This window comes from Flavobacterium sp., assembly GCF_031423415.1.
Classification (GTDB): Bacteria; Bacteroidota; Bacteroidia; order Flavobacteriales; family Flavobacteriaceae; genus Flavobacterium.
This window is the reverse complement of the sequence record NZ_JANPFL010000013.1, coordinates 1-19,686: the sequence shown is the minus strand read 5'-3', so window position 1 is coordinate 19,686 and position 19,686 is coordinate 1. Positions and strand designations below refer to the sequence as shown.

The 19,686-nt window shown below is 35.6% G+C and carries 4 protein-coding genes and 2 pseudogenes; 5 read left to right on the top strand and 1 reads right to left on the bottom strand.

All coding sequences use genetic code 11. The features are described from left to right. From RMO83_RS01345 to RMO83_RS01325, 5 genes and pseudogenes are all read left to right on the top strand, one after another. A pseudogene (locus tag RMO83_RS01345) lies at positions 1–1,115 on the top strand (hypothetical protein); the annotation flags it as partial. 98 nt (positions 1,116–1,213) lie between these two features. After that, entirely contained in the window at positions 1,214–15,178 is a 13,965-nt protein-coding gene (locus RMO83_RS01340) for a T9SS type B sorting domain-containing protein (RefSeq protein ID WP_310557869.1), read from the top strand. A 45-nt stretch (positions 15,179–15,223) separates the two neighbouring features. Then, a complete protein-coding gene (locus RMO83_RS01335; RefSeq protein WP_310557868.1) occupies positions 15,224–16,189 on the top strand; it encodes a type IX secretion system membrane protein PorP/SprF in 966 nt (321 codons plus the stop codon). 15 nt (positions 16,190–16,204) lie between these two features. Then, positions 16,205–17,392: a phosphoglycerate kinase gene (locus tag RMO83_RS01330; protein ID WP_310557867.1), complete on the top strand. Its 1,188-nt coding sequence runs from the start codon at positions 16,205–16,207 to the stop codon at positions 17,390–17,392. A gap of 97 nt (positions 17,393–17,489) precedes the next feature. Further along, positions 17,490–19,478: a LysM peptidoglycan-binding domain-containing protein gene (locus RMO83_RS01325; RefSeq protein WP_310557866.1), complete on the top strand. Its 1,989-nt coding sequence runs from the start codon at positions 17,490–17,492 to the stop codon at positions 19,476–19,478. 97 nt (positions 19,479–19,575) lie between these two features. Here RMO83_RS01325 and RMO83_RS01320 read toward each other — a convergent pair. Next, a pseudogene (locus tag RMO83_RS01320) lies at positions 19,576–19,686 on the bottom strand (IS982 family transposase); the annotation flags it as partial.

The window sequence follows — 19,686 nt, the reverse complement described above, 5'->3', positions numbered from 1 at the left end:
CTAAATTAGTAGCAGACGCCAAAGTTAAAGCTGATGCCGAAGCCGAAAAACAACGTTTACTTAAAGAAGCAAACGATGCAAAAGCGATTGCCGATGCAAAACTTAAAGCCGATGCCGAAGCAGAAAGATTACGTAAAGTAAAAGAAGTAGAGGATGCCAAAGCTGCAGCAGATGCTAAAGCAAAAGCTATTGCTGATGCAGAAGCGGAGAAAGCTAAAAGAGACGCTGAATTATTAGCCTTAAAATCAGCTTCCGACAAACAATTGGATGATATGATCCAGTTGAATGAAGATGCAACTAAAAATCAAGAGAAATCGCTAGCAAGATTGGAATCTATCAAAGCCGAAAAACGAAAAGAGCTTAATGATATGATTAACGAAAATGACTTGAATGATAAAGGTATTGTATCGGCACCAAAAGCTTTCAAGAGCTCGATAGATGCCAATAGAGAACTAGATGCTTTGAAGTTAGAAATTAACGAAAACGCAGTTACACAACAAAACTTTATCAATCAAGCCGAAAATGCCTATAAAGAAAGATTGAAAAAAGTACCAAATAAAAACGATGCAATTAATTTGGATTACCAAAAACGTTTAGAAAAATTAAAAGCAGACAAAGCTTTAACAGACAAACAAAATGCTGAATTACTATCTGAATTACAAAGAATTAAAGCATTAGTTGATATTGAGAAAACACGTAGAATCAAACGTGCTACTTTTGATAGTGAAAAAGATGTTTACAATAAAGACAGAGAAACTTTAAGACGTATTAAGGAAACTACAACCAAAAGCAATCAAACATTCAAACCAGAGGACTTTGATTACGGTGACAATGAACAGTCGGGAATGCAAATCCTTAAGAAAATTGAAAATGTAACGCCAGGATTCTATGTAATCATAGCCACACACAGAGATACAACCAAAAGAGATGCATTTGTTACAAAAGCAATTGCAGCTGGAGAAAACAATATAGATTTCTTCTACGATCAAAGCCAAAGTAAATATTACATTTATTACGAGAAATTTGATTCTATTGAAGAAGCAAATCAATCTGTACAAAACAAAGGAAACAAGCCATATAATGGAAAAATGGTTGTAGTTAAAGTTGGAAAATAAACAAACAAAAAGGTATCTATTTTTTATTTCTTAATAAATTGTTAATTAATAAAAAATAGATAACTTTATAAATTATTAAATTTTAAAATTTTGTCCCCATGAAATTAAAAAATTACTTATTGATATTAAGTATATTTCTTGCTAGTATGCTAGAAATATCTGCACAAACTATGGTGCCTTTTACTCCAAGATTAACAGGAGGAAATGTTAAAATAAAGGGTGATATTGTATATGTTGGAAATCCAATTTTAGGAAGAACAACAACCGCTCCAACTTTTGATGCATCTGGAAATGTAACAAATTTACCATTATTAACTACACAAGCAAATACTTCATACACTGGAACTGCAAATAATAACGGAATAAATTTTGAATATATAGATGTCGATGGGGATGCATCTACTTTCAGCTCGAGTACAGCAGATTTGAATATTGTTAGCAGTTGTAAAAAAATTATTTATGCAGGATTATATTGGACTGCTACCTATCCATATGATCGTACAAGAACAAGCGGAAATTATCAAGAAGGAAATCCCACAAGTACACCTAGATTTAATGATTTTAACCAAGTAAAGTTTAAAGTTCCTGGAGGTGCCTATGTAGATTTAACTGCTGATAATGCAGCAGACCCAGTAGGAGACGAAGATGATATTATTTTTAATGGTTATAATTTTTATCCAGGTGGAAATCCAAATATTGGAGGAACAAATTCTTTTAAAGATTCGCCTTATGTTTGTTATAAAAATGTAACTAATTTAGTTACTTCTTTGGCAGATGCAAACGGAACTTACGCAATAGCCAATATGAGAGCCTCAAAAGGCGCAAGAGGAAATGGATCTTGTGGAGGATGGACTATGGTAATTGTTTATGAAAGTAATAATTTATCAAGTAAATATATTTCCCTTTTTGATGGTTTTGCAGCAATTGACACAGCTTTTCCACCAGTTGATTTTAATGTAAATGGATTTCAAACACTTCCAAACCCACTACCAGTTAGAGCAACAGTTGGTGCGGTAACACTTGAAGGAGATTTAGGACTTACAGGTGATAGTTTTAGAATAAAATCAAATTCTGTAATCCCTTTTACTGCACTTTCAAATACATTAAACCCTGTTACAAATTTCTTTAATTCATCCATTACAAACAATAATGTTTCCGTATTAAACAGAAATCCAGCCAGTACAAACACCCTGGGTTTTGACATGGATATTGTAGCAGTCAACAATCCATTAAATGCAGTCATTCCAAATGGAGAAACAGGCGCAACACTAAGAGTAACTTCATCAGGCGACGCATACAGTACCCATATTGCAACATTTGCAGTAGAAATAATTGAGCCTGTAGTTGTATTGACCAAAACTGTTCAAAATAGTGCAGGAGTAGATATTGGTGGTGGAAACGTAACATTAGGACAGGAACTTAACTACGTAATTGGTTTTCAAAACATTGGAAATGATGCAACCAATTCATTTACAATAAGAGATATATTACCAATAAATATTGTTTTTAATCCTGCGGATTTAATTTTACCTCCTGGCGTAACATATACCTACAATGCAGTTACAAGAGAATTAATTTTTACTATACCTAATAATTTAGTTGAAATTAATGATCCAAGATACGAAATTCGAATTAAAGTTTTTGTTGTTTCTCAATGTAATCAATTGAGTGATGCGTGTGAAAACAGAATTCAAAATCAAGCTTTTGCAACATATCAAGGGGCTTTAAATACGCAACAGATTACAAACGATCCAAGTTTGTCTACTTTCTCACTTTGTAACAATGGTGCACCTACACCAACTAACTTTTTAGCGGGAGTAGATGATTGTGTTTTTACTAAAACAGAAGTGCTTTGTGGTGCAAACGTAACATTAACTGCAGCTGCGGGTTATAATAGTTATTCTTGGTCAACAAGTCCAACCGGCATCCCTGTTATTGGAACGGGACAAACACTTGTAGTTACTGCCACTGGAACTTACTATTCTATTAATACAGCAATAGCGCCGTGTTTAACAATTCAGGAAATATACACAGTTATACCTTTTGTAGGCGGAGCACTTACCAATCCAGCTCTTCCAGTAGCTGACCAAGTAGTTATTTGTGGAAATGATGGTAAAGAACTGCCTTATATTTTCCTTTGTGGTGCTAATGATAGTCAATTAATAACCACCAGTATTGCAGGTGCACTATCTATAGTTTGGGATAGACTAAACGAAGCAAGTTGTGCGGCATCAATTGCTAATTGTGCAAACGAAAATCCTTCTTGTACCTGGACTCAAGTGGGAATAGGACCAAATTACTTAGTAAACGGACCAGGACAATATAGAGTAACAATAAACTTTGCAGGAGGTTGTTTTAGAGTATTTTACTTTAATGCTTATCAAAATTTATTAGCACCTACCGCAGTAGTTAGAGACATTATTTGTACAACACCAGGACAAATAACAGTTAACAATGTGCCTGCTGGTTACGAATATAGTTTATCTGCCGCAGGACCTTGGCAACCATCAAATATTTTTCCTAATGCAGCTTATCCAGTATTAGCAGCAGGAACTTATACTGTTTATATTAGACAAATAGGAGTTACAAATGGTTGTGTATTTACTGTACCAGATTTATCAATAAGAACCAGAGCATTTACTGCAACAGCGATAGTTTCACAACCATTATGTAACGGAAATCTAGGTAGTGTAGTTTTAGCTGCCAATGATGTTCAACCGCAATACAATTTTAGCGTTTTTCAAAGTCCTTCTGGAACACTAGTTAACACTTTTGGTCCAATTGCATCAAACACCCAAACATTTAGCAACTTAAATCCTGGAAACTATACCTATACAGTAACCTCTCAAGATGGCTGTTTGGGCAATGGAGCTTTTCAAATTATAAATCCACCAGTTTTAACAGCTACTGCTGCAATAACAATTCCTTTAACGTGTACTGATGGGCAAATAACGGTTTATCCACTGGGTGGAACAGCACCTTATGAGTATATTGTTAATGGAGCTCCCTCAGTAAGTGATCCAAATATTCCAGTTCCTACTGCAGGTATATATTGTATAAGAGTTGTAGATAATAACAACTGTTTTATAGATGTTTGTATAACCGTTACAAATAATCCTCCTCCAGTTTACACCGTTTCTCAAACTAACGTTTTATGTTACGGAAACAATACGGGTCAGATAGTATTCACTATGACCAACGCCAATGGATATACTGTAGAATATAGTATTGACAATGGAGTAACGTATAGTGCTAGTTCAACTTTTTCAAATTTAATTGCTGGCACATACGATATTATTGTTCGATATACATTATCGGGTAATGTTTGTACCACTACTCCTGTAGTTATAACAATTACAGAACCAGCAGCAACCTTAACTGCATCTGCAGGAGTTTCTCAACTAGCAGGTTGTGGTCCATTGGGTGAAGGTCAAGTTAGAATTATAAATCCTCAAGGAGGAGTTTCCCCTTATTCTTATAGTTTTAATGGTGGTGGCACTTATGGACCTGCAAATACTGCTTTTTTATTACCTGGAACTTATACAGTTTACATTAGAGATGCAAACCTTTGCGTTTTTCCAATGACAGTAACTATCGATCCAGCTCCTGCAGCACCAACAATAGTGGTTAGTCCAGCAGTATTTGCCTGTACAGGAAATGCAACTAGCACTGTAACAGTAAATAATAATGGTGGAAGTTTTGCTTACACGTATCTGTTAGATGGCGTTCCAAATACACCTCCAAGCAATAATGTATTTGCAAATGTACCTTGTGGACCACACAATGTAACAGTAAATTATTTAGCTACTAATATTCCAACTTTTAGTAATCTATTATTTGAAGATTTTGGTTTAGGAAATGATACAACATCACCAGGTATAAATCCGGCTTATTGTTTTGAAAGACAGATAAATAACGCAGCATTTTGGTGTAGAGGTGGACCACAAATTAACGATGGTGATTATAGTGTTACAAAAAGAATATTATTTCCTTTTGGGGCTTGGTTTTCATTTTTAGACCATACTAGTAATGGTACAAATCCAAACGGTAGGTTTTTAGCCATAAATATTGGTGGAGTAGCAGGCGTAGGGGGAATTTTATATACAAAACCAATCGCAGACATTATTCCTAATCAAGCTATTAATGTTTCATTGTGGGCAGCAAATCTTTTAAGAATTGATCCAGGAAATACTCAAAGTCCACCAGATTTAACCATACAATTAGTAAGGGATCTAGGTTTACCTTCACAATCAATTATTGCATCAAGTAATACAGGTAATATTCCAAAATCAAATGCTTGGATAAATTATAACTTGACATTAAACCCTGGTCCAAATACAAATTTAAGTTTTGTAATTAGATCGAATATTGCTGTTACAAGCGGTAATGATGTAGTTATCGATGATATTAATGTATTTCAAATTCCAATTGCTTGTGTAACTACTAGAGTTTTCCCAATAAATATAGATTGTAACCAAGCATTTGCAGCGCAAGTAACTGGCGTAACTAATGTAACTTGTGCTGGTGCTAACAATGGAACTATTACTATTGCTGCACAGAATTTTGCACCAACAGGTTTTCAATATAGTACTGATGGTGGAACAACTTGGACAACCTCTTTAACTTCACCAGTAACTATTACAGGTTTAACCAATGCAACCTATAATATTAGAATAAGATACGATAGTAATCCAGCCAATACTGCTTGTGTTTTCCCTTTTACACAAGTTATTTCTGCTCCAGCAGCTTTAGTAACTTCAGCAACTTTTACACCAGCTACTTGTTTGGTTGGCGCAACTATTACAGCAACTGCAACAGGTGGAACAGGACCTTACCAATACCAATTGAGTAATTTGGTTCCAGCTATAATTGTACCTTATCAAAACAGTCCAATTTTTACTAATATTCCCCCAGGGACTTATATTGTAACTACAAGAGATATTAATCTTTGTACAGATCCAGTTGACACCACGATTATAATTACAGCACCAACAGCACCAACAGCTGTTATAGATGTAGCCTCTGATTTTTGTTATGATGGAACCAATGCAGCGACTTTAGTGGTAACTGCTTCGGGTGGTGTTGCACCTTATCAATATAGTATTAATGCGGGTCCATTTGGAACAAATAATACATTTACCAACTTAACTCCTAGTACTTACACGATAATAGTTCGGGATGATTTTGGTTGTACATTTACTTTACCAGCGCAAACTATAAATGCACAATTACTAGTTTCGGCTGTATTGACTAAAGATTTAGATTGTACCGCAAGTCCAAATGCAACGATTACAGGAACGGTTACTGGCGGTTATCCTCCCTATACGGTTCAAGTTTCTTTTAATACGAATCCATTTGTTGCATCACCGTTAGTGATATCAACGGCTAATGCTGGTACGTATCAATTTCAAATTACTGATAATAGAGGTTGTATTGCACTTTCAAACATCATTACCATTAATCCAATTGTAAATCCAACAGCAACTACAACCATTACCAATGTTACCTGCAACGGATTATCAAATGGAAGTGTTACGATTGTTCCAAGCTCTGGAACATCTGGATATACTATTAGTTTTAATGGAAGTGCATTCACTTCAACCACAACATATAGTGGATTAGCTGCAGGAACTTATCCTTACATTGTAAGAGATAGCAAAAGTTGTCAATTTACAGGTTCAGTTATTATAGGACAGCCTACACCAATTGTAGGCAATACCGTTATTACTACAGAATATTCTTGTACAACAAATGGTTTAATCACAATTAATGCTTCTGGTGGAACTGGTGGTTACACTTATTTTTTAGGCACTACTAATTTAGGAGGTAATACCTATGTTGTTTCAGCTTCTGGGACTTACATATTTACGGTATTTGATTCCTCTGGATGCTCCGTAAATACAGCTCCAGTTGTAATTCCATCTTTAAATCCACCAAGAGATTTAACATTTAATATTGTAGGGGCAGGTTTATCATGTCCGGCAAATACAGTTTCAGTAAATGTAAATTTACCACCATCTTCAGGTGGAACTCCACCAATTAGATTCCAAATTTTATCTCCTCCATTATATGCAACAGGTTTACAATCATCGGGTGTATTTCCTAATTTGCCTCCTGGAACTTATGTATTTAATGTGGTAGATAGAAATAATTGCTCTTATCAGGAAACATACGTTATTGCGCCTATACCACCTTTAACTGTTAATGGAACTTTAGTATCTAATGTGCGTTGTTTTGGAACGGCTACGGGTGCTGTTACCTTTACTGTTGGCAATACAACTGGTTTTACTTATACTTTGAACGGAACGGCAATGGGAACAGGAACGTCCCCAATAAATTTAACTGGTTTAATAGCAAATACATATACAATAGTTGTGACCAATACTGCAACCAATTGTACTGCAACAGCCACTGTAATTGTTAATCAGCCAACGGTGGCACTATCATCAACAATAGTTGTAACACCAATATCTTGTTTGGCAAACGGACAAGTAGTGGTAAATGCCGTTGGCGGATGGGGTGGAAATGTATATACATTAACGCCACCAGTTGGTCCTGTAGTGACTCAAGGAAGCAATACTTTTACCAATATTTCAGCAATAGGTTCTTACACAGTAACCACAACTGATTCTAATGGATGCGTGGTTTCAAATACCTTTACTTTAACCACTCCAGTAGCACCAACAGCAGTAATAGCAGTAGCTTCAGATTATTGTTATGATACAATCAATGCAGCAACTTTAATAGTTACAGCATCTGGTGGTGTTGCACCTTATCAATACAGTATTAATGGACAACCATTTCAAAATGGTAATACATTTACGAATTTAACCCCAAACGTATATACTATTACAGTAAGAGATGATTTAGGTTGTATATTTATTTTACCAGCACAAACTATAGAGCCACAATTAAATATTTCTGTTGGTTTGACCAAAGGTTTAGATTGTACTGCCAGTCCAAATGCAGTAATTTCAGGAACAGTTTCTGGAGGTTATTCACCATATACTTATCAAGTTAACTCTACAGGAGCATTTATTCCAATAGTGGGTAGTACTTTTACTTTTTCTACACCAACTTCAGGAACCTATCAATTTTTAATTACAGATGTAAGAGGATGTACTGTTCAATCAGGAATAGTTACTGTTGCGCCATTATCTTTGCCATTAATAACTTCGTTAACGCAAGGCTCACAAATTTTATGTAATGGAGGTTCAACGGCATCTATAAACGTTAATATTGATCCAACTGTTGGAGCAGGATCTATTATAATTAATGTATTAAACACAACCACTTCTGTAAATTACGGAACACAAACCTCTGGGTTACCAGCAGGAACTTACTTAGTCACTATCACTGATGCTAATTCTTGTACAGATACTGAAACTATTGTAATTTCTCAACCAGCACCTATTACATTTGGTAATACAGTTGTGCCAATTACTTGTACTGCTACAGGAACAGCATTGGGTTCAGTAACTATTCATACTGTTGCAGGAGGTGTAGGGCCTTATATATATACTTTAGTAAGTAATACTGTTCCAGCAACTCAAACATTTGGACCAACTTCTAGTTTAAGCCATACTTTTACTATTTTAAATTACGGTATTTATGTTTTAAGTGCAACCGATGCGAATGGCTGTACTACAACATCACCAAGTATTATAATATCTTCACCTCCAACAGATTTAGATATTAGTATAACCACACCACCTGCAACTTGTGCCGCAGGGGGAACAGCAGTTGTTACTGTTGGTGGCGCATTAGTAAGCTCATCATACTCTTTTGGAATTTATGATTTAACAGTACCACCATATGCTTCTACATTTTTTCCAGGAAGTGGATCGCCTTCAAGCTATACATTTACAGGTTTAATACCAGGAGTTTTATATACTTTTGTTGTTAGAGATGACATAAGTGGTTGTTATTATTTTGAACAAGCTGCTACTGCTATTCCACCTTTATCAAATTTAACCAGTACTATCAACGTTGTGAATAACGTAACTTGTGCTGGAAATGCTGATGCAAATGTTACTTTTACTTTTAATAACTATGGGGGTACTTCGGTAACGTATCAAATATTTAACTCCCAAACCAATACATCAGTTGCTCCACCGGTTACTTTAACAGGTTTATCTGGTGCTGCTGTAAATGTCCCAAATGTTGGACCCTTAGGACCTGGAATTTATTATATATTATTTACTGAAAATAATGGACCATTTACAGGTTGTAATAATGCTTCGGCTACATTTACAGTTACACAATCGGTTGTAGTTTTAAGCATAACAGCTTCAGTAATTAAAAATGACAATTGTAATCCATTGGCTGGTCAAATTGCAGCGATTGGTCAAGGTGGCGCAGGAGGATATACCTATCAAATTATTTCAAATTTATTACCAGCCCCTATTGCTATTTCACCAGGTTGGAATCCTTTAAATACCATCAATGCAGATTCAGGTAATTATGTTGCCTATGTAAAAGATGCGTTTGGTTGTATTACTTCAATCCCAATTGCTTTACCATTAGATCCATCGCCAGTAATTGCATTAGCAATAACGAATCAATGTGCAGGAACTCAAGGGAATTATTCAATAAATGTTACTTTAACTACACCAGGAGTTGGACCTTATACTTATAGTTTGGACGGTGGCGCTTTTGTAACACAAACCGCACCGTTTACTTATACTAACCTCTCTTCAGGTGCTCATACTGTAGAAATTAGAGATTTCAATGGTTGCGGCATGACAGCTAGCGTTACTATTTTAGCTCCAATTATTACATTACCAGTAATCACGGCATTGCCAACTTGTGCGAACAATGATGGTGTTGTGACTTTAACAAGTACTGGTGGTACAGGACCATTTAATTATACAATTTCACCAAATCCTCCAAGTGCAACTATTGTAGGTAATGTTATTTCTGGTCTTCCAGCAGATACTTACACCATTACAGCTACTGATGGGACAACTTTATGTACTAGAGTTGTTACAGTAACTTTAGGTGCAGCTACACCAGTTACTTTTACAACTTCTGTTAATAATGTTATTTGTAATGGTGATTCGAATGGTATTATAACGGTTAATTTACCAGCTTCAAATAATAATCCAATTTATACATATCAAATAATTTTACCAGTACCAGGTGCAGTTCAAAACTCAAATGTATTTACAGGTTTAGCAGCTAACACATATACTATTCAAGTAAATTCAGGAAGAGGTTGTTCTACAACAGGTACCGCTACAATTACAGAACCAAGTGTTCTTGTTGCTTCTGCTTCTGCTACAGCCTTTACTTGTGCGGCTAACAATTCAGTTAATATTGCTGTTATTACCGTTTCAGGAGTAGGTGGAACAGCAGGTTTCACTTATAGTATTAATGGTATAAATTATTTCACAACAAATACTTTCAATATTGTAAACAATGGAGCGATTCAAAACTTTACTGTTTACGTAAAAGATGCCAACGGTTGTATAGATACGGAAGTAATTTCTGTAAATCCTTTACAACAAATAACAAGCGGAGCAGTTACACAAACAACTGCTATTACTTGTACCAATCCAGAAGTAGTTTCTATAGCTGCTGTGGGTGGTTCAGGGAATTATAATTATCAATTATTACCATCTGGAGCGGTTCAACTATCTAATAGTTTCAATTTACCAACTCCAGGAACTTACTTTTTCCAAGTGAATGATCTAACTACAGGTTGTAATTTTGCAACTGTTGGTTATACCGTTGCGCCATTTAATAACATTAATGTTGTAGCAAACGCTGTAACACCAGTAACTTGTTTTGGAGACGCAGATGGATCAATAAACATAAATGTTTCGGGTTATACAGGAACTTATAATTATACTGTCTTTAGTGGTGTGGTTCCAGTGCAATCAGGATCTGGTAATACAGCAACAAATCCATTAGTTATTACTGGTTTGGGTGCTGGAAGTTATACCGTTCAGGTTACTGAAGCTGCAAGTCCATTCTGTGTTATTACTTCGAATGTTGTAACTGTTGGTTCACCATCAGCACCAGTTTCATTAATATTAATTTCTAATGTTAATGCCAACTGTAATATAGGAGCGCAAGTAACTGTAAATGGAGCTGGAGGAACACCAGGATATCAATATGCGTTTGTACAAGACGGATTCCCCGCGCCAGCTTTCCCGGTGGGATATTCAGCATCAAATACAGCTACTTTAAACCCATCAATCAACACACAGTGGGATGTTTATGTTAGTGATTCAAGAGGTTGCTTCACTTTTATTGATGTAACAATAAGTACAGATGCATTACCAACAGTAACATTACCACCATTTGCAGCAAATCAGTGTACTTCTACTGGAAACTCCTATACTTTCACAGCAACAGGAACTGGAGTTGGAACATTAACTTATTCTATAGGAGCTGGTTTCCAATCGTCTCCAACTTTTATAGTTACTGCTCCAGGACCTTACACCGTAACAATTAGAGATGGAAATGGTTGTTTTGCAACAGCTTCTATTACTACTTATGCTCCTATTAATAGCACACCAGTTGTAACTGCGTTGCCAACCTGTGCCAACAATGATGGTGTTATTACGATGACTACTACAGGAGGTGTTGGACCATTCACCTATACAATTGCGCTACCAGTTGGTACAATTGCAGGAAATGTTATTTCAAATGTACCAGCAGGTACTTATAATGTTACAGTAACGGATACTTTCACATTATGTACAAGAGTAGTTCCAGTAACTTTAGGAGTTCCTACTCCAGTAACTTTCACTACTACGGTTACACCAGTTACTTGTAATTTAGGAACTGATGGAATTATCACGGTTAACTTACCAGCATCTAACGACAATCCTATTTATACTTATGCAATAACAGCTGGTCCACAACTAAGACCAACTCAGAATTCAAATGTATTTACTGGACTTCCAGCTGGATCTTACACGGTTTTAGTAACTTCAGGTAGAGCTTGTACCGCTACACAAACGAATATTATCGTTGGCGAACCAGCACCAATTGTTGTTCCAGCAGCACCAATCACTCAATTTGGATGTACGCCACCAAGTAATACTAACAACCTGGCTACTATACAAATAACGGGTGTAACTGGGGGATCAGGAGTTTATACCAATTATCAATTTATTTTAGGTGCAACTATCCTTCAATCTGGAACTAGCAATACCTATTCTACTGCAAATATTGCTGGAGGAACGTATACTATTAACGTTTTTGATGCCAATGGATGTATTGGAACAACAACTGCAGTTATCAATCCATTTATAAGTATTTCAACTCCTACAGTAACGGTTACAAATCCGATTACTTGTACGACTAATGAAGAGATTACCATTGGTGTAACAACCACAGGAGGTCCAGCACCAGTTTACAGTTATACAGTTGATGGTTTTGGAGCCAATCCTTATTTGGTTACACAAGCCTCTCCAGTATTTACAGGATTAACAATTGGGGATTATTTGGTAACTGTTACCAACACAACAACTGGATGTAGCGTTCAAACTATTCACTATGTGTTTGACCCTAATACTTTTGATTTACAAATTAATAATATTGTAGATGTAACTTGTTTCGGAGGAAATAATGGAACAGCTAATATTACTATAATTGATAACGATTCAACACCAACAAATGATGCAGGAGCATTCTCTTACACAATTGTTGACGCGTTAAGTGTTACTGTAGCTTCTGGAAATAATCCAACAGCTGGACCACTTACAGTTACTGGATTGCCAGCGGGTATATATACGGCTAACGTAACATTGACAAATAATCCATTCTGTTTGGTTTCTCAAAACTTTACTGTAAATCAACCAACTGCTGCTTTAGTAATTACTGCTACTAGCACGCCAATTACGTGTGTGCCGTTAAATGACAACGGAACCATTTCAGCCTCTGCAACAGGAGGTTGGGGCGGACCATACGAATTCCAATTGATGCTTGGGGCAACACAAATTGTGGGTTACAGCACCAATCCTAATTTTACAGGATTAGTACAAGGAAACTATACTGTAAACGTCCGTGATATTAGAGGTTGTATTGTGCCAATAAATATGCCTTTGGTAAATCCAACACCAATTGCTGCAACGGTAACCGCAAGCGCACCAACAGTAACTTGTTTTGGAGATACTAATGCAAGTATTACCATTACAAACGTAATTGGTGGTCAAGGAAGTAATTATACTTACACACTTAATACATCGGTACCAACGTCTAGTTCTGGACCAATAACTAACCCAGTATTCTCAGGATTAGGAGCAGGAACGTATTCTGTTACTATCAGAGACGGGTTTAATTGTGAATTTACCTCTGGAGCTATCATTATTGGTCAACCAGCTGTAGTTACCGCCGATGTAGTATTAACAACTGCTCAAACTTGTAACAATCAATCTGTATTAACCTTAACAGGTGCTGGCGGAACACCACCATACAGTTATAGTTTAGATGGAGTTACTTATTTACCAGGTACATTTAATCCAACTATAACTATTAATGTCCCAGTAGGAACACACAGTTATTATGTTAGAGATGCGAATGGTTGTGAAAGCTTTAAATCTAATGATATAAAAGTTACACCTTTAGTTCCATTAGCTTTAACATTAGTTTCATCAGATTTAATTGTAGAATGTTTTGGTGATGCCAACGGATCAATTACAGTTAACGCTACGGGAGGATTAGGAAATTATTTATATACTTTAACTGGTCCAGTTAACATTGCAAATCAAGTTTCTGGAGTATTTAATAACTTACCAGCGGGTAACTATTCAGTTTCAGTTACTAGTGGCGATTGTATTGTAGCACCTTTGAATATTATAATTACACAGCCAACTCTTGCTCTAAGTGCTAGCACTGCGATTACAAATGTACTTTGTAATGCTGGAAGTACAGGTTCTATTACTGTAAATCCAGCAGGAGGAACTGCTCCTTACAGATATGCTATTTCACCTATCTTGAATCAGTTTTTTACAACAAATGTATTTAGTAATTTACCAGTAGGTAATTACACAATTTTAGTACAAGATAACAATGGTTGTTTTGTTCAATTGAATAGAAATATTACTGAACCAGCACCATTGTTGGCTGGAATAACAGCAATAATAAGTGAAACTTGTGCTAACGCTAACGATGGTTCATTTACTATAAATAATATTTCTGGTGGAACGCCACCTTACACTATAAGTTATGTTGTTGGATCAGTAAATGGAACACCAGTTACTTTACCACTTGGAAATACTTCATATACTTTCAATAATTTACCAGGTAACGTAGCTATTTATCAAGTATCTGTAACAGATGCTAATGGTTGTGGAATTGGTTTTGAAGCTAATATTGTAAAAGGAGCTAGCTTTACTGCTTTCCCGGATGTAAATTATGACTGTGTGAATAACGCATCAGCCAATTCTGTAACAATTAATGTAACTAGCAATCCAGCGGGTCAAGTGGCTTTATTTTCACTTGATGGTGCTCCAGACACGTTAAACAATGTATTTACTAATTTAACACCTGGATTACATTCTGTAGATGTTCAAATTGACAATTGTATTAAAACTGTTACATTTACTATAGATGCCGTTGCTCCATTAACAGTCGTAGCTAACAATGGTGGTTTAAACCAAATTGTAGCTGTAGCCTCTGGAGGTTCTGGGAACTATGTAAACTATGAGTTTAGTATAGGTGGCACCGTGCTTCAATCGGGAACAAGTAATATTTATGTAATTACCCAAACTGGCACTTACACGATAGTAGTTACCGACAGCAATGGATGTACTGCTACCATTACCAAATACAAAGTGTTTATTCCAATATTTATTCCTGAAGTATTTACACCAAATGGCGATGGAACAAATGATGGTTGGGGACCAACAAATACCGAGAATTATAAGAATATTGAAACCATAGTTCACGATAGATACGGTAGAGAAATTGCCACTTTAAGAGAAGGAGAAAAATGGTTTGGTAAATACAACGGAAGCGAATTGCCATCTGGAGATTATTGGTACGTAATTCGTATTGATGGTAAAAACAGTGATGAATACGTGGGTCACTTTACCTTGTACAGATAACCTAAATAATAGCAAATCATGAATTCTCTATATAAAATAGTAAAAATGAAAAAATTTATAGTCGCTATATTTCTGATTTCCTTTGCTAAAAATCAGGCGCAAGAGCTTAATTTACCTGTGGCTACGCAATACTTGGCAGACAATCAGTTTGTTATTTCGCCTACATTTGCAGGAATTGGTGATAATTTTAGAATTAGAGCCAACGGATTAATGCAGTGGGTTGGAATAAAAGATGCACCAAGTAACCAAGCTTTGTATGCCGATTTTCGTATTGCCGATCAGTCAGGATTAGGAATTTCATTGTACAATGATAAAAACGGATTTACCCGTCAATCGGGAGCTAAATTGTCATTTGCTCACCATATTATTTTAGATTATCCGTCTAGGCAATACATGTCCTTTGGTATTTCTTTTAATTTAAATTATTTCCGAATTGAAACCGATAAGTTCAAGCAAAATATTTTTGATCCAAGTATCTTAAACGATAGATATACTTCAAACAACAACTTCGATGTAGGGTTTTTGTATCGAAATAAAGGTTTTTTTGCCAGTGTAAACGCGAGTAACCTTTTAGCTAAAGATGTTGATAAGTTTACAGGAATAGAGCCTAATTTGCTTCGTAATTATCAAATCTATTCAGGTTATACCTATAAATCAGATCGCGATGCAAGATTAGAATGGGAACCTTCAGGTTATTTCCAGTTTTTTGAAAGTGATGGTCGTTCCAGTACCGATTTAAATATGAAACTCCGTTGGTTAGACAATCAAAGAACAGGCTACGTTTGGGCTGGACTTTCCTATCGTTTCTTAAACGACCAACCAGCTAAGCCTTTAAATTTAGGACCAATGGTGGGTATTAAAAAAGGGAGTTTTTATTTTGGTTATTCTTACCAAATGATCCTAAATCAAATTTCCAACTATAACTCTGGAACGCACATGGTAACGCTAGGATTTGATTTCTTACAAGGCGTAAGCAACTGCCCATGTACACAAACCGAAGTAAACTATTAGCATAAATTTTTTATAATGAAAACAATTTTCGACATCAATTTTAAGGATAAAAAAGCCATTATAAGAGTAGATTTTAATGTTCCATTAGACGAAAATTTTAAGGTAACCGATGCGACTCGAGTTGAAGCTGCAAAACCTACTATTGATAAAATTTTATCCGATGGTGGAAGTGTAATCTTGATGTCTCATTTAGGAAGACCAAAAGGAGTTCAAGAAGAATTTTCATTAAAACATATTGTAAATAAAGTAGCTGAAGTATTAAATATTCCTATAAAATTTGCATCAGATTGCATAGGAGATGTTGCTCAAAATGCAGCCTCAAATTTAAAATCAGGCGAGGTGTTATTGCTAGAAAATCTCCGTTTTCACCCCGAAGAAGAAGCTGGCGATGTTGATTTTGCAAAACAACTTTCCCAATTGGGTGATATTTATGTAAACGATGCTTTTGGAACAGCACACAGGGCGCATGCCTCGACCACAATTATAGCTAAGTTTTTCCCTCAAAACAAATGTTTTGGCGCATTGTTAGCCAAAGAAATTGAAAGTTTGAATAAAGTACTTCAAAATAGTCAAAAACCCGTTACCGCAGTTTTAGGAGGAAGTAAAGTTTCGTCTAAAATTACGGTTATCGAAAATATTTTAGACAAAGTGGACCACATGATTATTGGTGGTGGCATGACCTTTACTTTTGTTAAAGCATTAGGCGGAAAAATAGGAAATTCCATCTCCGAAGATGACAAACAAGATTTAGCACTCGAAATTCTTCGTTTAGCAAAAGAAAAAAACGTTCAAATTCATATTCCAATAGATGTTGTTGCTGCCAATGCTTTTGCTAATGATGCACAAACACAAATAGTCGATGTAAATCATATTCCTGACGGTTGGCAAGGTTTAGACGCTGGACCAAAATCGTTAGAAAACTTCAAAAAAGTAATTCTAAAATCCAAAACCATACTCTGGAATGGCCCTTTAGGCGTTTTCGAAATGAAAAATTTTGCCAACGGAACCATTCAGTTGGGTAATTTTATTGCCGAAGCAACCGAAAACGGAGCATTTTCTCTTGTTGGCGGTGGCGACAGTGTTGCCGCCGTGAAACAATTTGGTTTTGAGGATAAAATGAGTTATGTTTCTACTGGTGGCGGTGCTATGCTTGAAATGTTAGAAGGAAAAACGCTTCCGGGAATTGCAGCTATTTTAAGTTAAAATTTCACTTTTAACAATTTTTTCACTCTTTCTTCGTTTTTAGTTTCTATGTTTGCTGTCCCACAAATAATTGATTATTAATTTGTTACCTAAAACCATGATTAAAAACACCTCCATATTTTCCATAATTTTCTTGGCTTCTGTATGCTCATGGTCACAAATTCAAGTAGTTACAGATTCTGTAAAAAAACCAGAAATTAAACTTTCGTTTCTAGATTCTTTAAAAACCACTTACATTGTTGATGACATGTCAACTTGTGTGGATAGTCTTTGGTTGCAAGATTTATCGACAGAAAAAGTGTATAATGACTTAATTTCGGACATAAAAAACATCAATTTAGACCAAACAGTCGATTATGAATTACCAACCGAGGTTTTGAAAGAAAGACTGCGTTTAATGGACGAAAAATCGCCTTTTAACATCGAATACAACGTTGGGTTAGAAAATATAATCAAATCGTTTCTTAAAAACAGAAAGAAGTCCTTTGAAAGACTAATGGGTGTCTCGCAATATTATTTCCCAATGTTTGAAGAAGCTATGGCAAAATACAATGTGCCTTTGGAGATAAAATACCTTGCCATTGTAGAATCGGCATTAAACCCAAAAGCAGTTTCAAGAATGGGAGCTACCGGTTTGTGGCAATTTATGTACGAAACAGGCAAGCAATACAAACTAAACATCAATTCCTATGTTGACGAACGCAGCGATCCATTGAAAGCGAGTGATGCTGCAGGACGCTACATGCAAGGAATGTATAAGATTTTTGGCGATTGGGAATTGGTATTAGCATCCTATAATTCAGGTGCAGGAAATGTTTCTAAAGCGATTAGACGCTCTGGAGGTTATCAAAATTTTTGGAATATCAAGAAACATTTACCAAGAGAAACCCAAGGATATGTTCCGGCTTTTTTAGCCACAATGTACATTTTTGAATACCATAAAGAACACGGAATAGTTCCTAATAAAGCCATTGTAAATCATTTGAAAACAGATACTATAGCGGTGAAAGCCAAAATGTCGTTTGCACAAATTTCGGAATTGTTGGACATGCCAGTTTCGGAAATTGAATTTTTGAATCCATCTTATAAAATGAAAGTGATTCCTTATATTACTAAGGAAACTCATTTTTTAAGATTGCCAAAAGATAAGATTGCGATTTTCACGTCCAATGAAGATAAAATGTATGCTTATGTAAATTACAATGAGCGCCAACGCGAAAGACCATTTGAAGCCAAACCAAAAGTAATTAAAGATTCCACCGTTGTTGCTAGTAAAGCCAATGAACAATTGTTAGCTGAAGCAATATCAAACACCAAAACGATTACCAAAACCAAAATCCACAAGGTGAAGCGTGGTGATAATTTGAGTGATATTGCCGACAAATACAATGTTACAATGTCCGATATTAAGTCTTGGAACCGATTAAGAAGCAATAAAGTACAAGCAGGAACCAAGCTGAAAATCCTTTCGGAGAAAACCATAAAGATTGCTCAAAAAGCAGACAAAAAAGTACCGACAAAAGTTATTCCTACTGAAATTAAATCAGAAATTGTTACAGAAAAGCCAACTGAAACTAAAGAATACATTGTAAAAGCTGGAGACAATTTGACTAAAATTGCTAAAGAAAACAAGCTTTACGTTTCCGATTTAAAAAAATGGAACAACTTAATTGATAATAATGTTAAGTTGGGCGATGTTTTACAACTTTCGGCAAATGAAACGCAAGTAAAAACTCCGGAAATTACATTTTATACCGTAAAAAAAGGCGACAATATTACCAAAATAGCCGAAGTGAACCAAGTGACTATTGCTGATTTAAAATTGTGGAACAAACTGCCAGACAACAATGTTAGAGTAGGCGAGAAGCTAACCATAGAAAAACAATCACAAACCATTGCCGAAACCCAAAAGGAAAGCCGAAGAAAAGCTGCTTTCGATGAGGTGCGATTGTACATAGTTCAAAAAGGAGATTCATTGTACAGTATTTCCCAAAAACACAACACCACTGTTGCCGATATTAAAAAACAGAACGACATACAGGATGAAAACTTACAACCAGGTATGAAGTTGAAAATAAAAGGGTAAAACAACGAGCTACAAAAACATAAATAGCCTTATTCCAAGTATTTTAATTGGGTTAAGGCTTTTTTATTTTAAAATAATAATAACCCGTTGGGTGTAATTAAATTATTTGCGTTTTAATATTATTGATTGGTCTCTCAAAAATAAATTTATTGATGAATTGCACCAAAGTTAAAGCTGTTATTTTAGCTAAAATTCTTGTTTTAAAACC

What these genes read in the sequence shown, in the direction of transcription:
- RMO83_RS01340 (WP_310557869.1), top strand. Translation starts at nt 1,214, where the DNA reads ATGAAATTAAAAAATTACTTATTGATATTAAGTATATTTCTTGCTAGT.
- RMO83_RS01335 (WP_310557868.1), top strand. Translation starts at nt 15,224, where the DNA reads ATGAAAAAATTTATAGTCGCTATATTTCTGATTTCCTTTGCTAAAAAT.
- RMO83_RS01330 (WP_310557867.1), top strand. Translation starts at nt 16,205, where the DNA reads ATGAAAACAATTTTCGACATCAATTTTAAGGATAAAAAAGCCATTATA.
- RMO83_RS01325 (WP_310557866.1), top strand. Translation starts at nt 17,490, where the DNA reads ATGATTAAAAACACCTCCATATTTTCCATAATTTTCTTGGCTTCTGTA.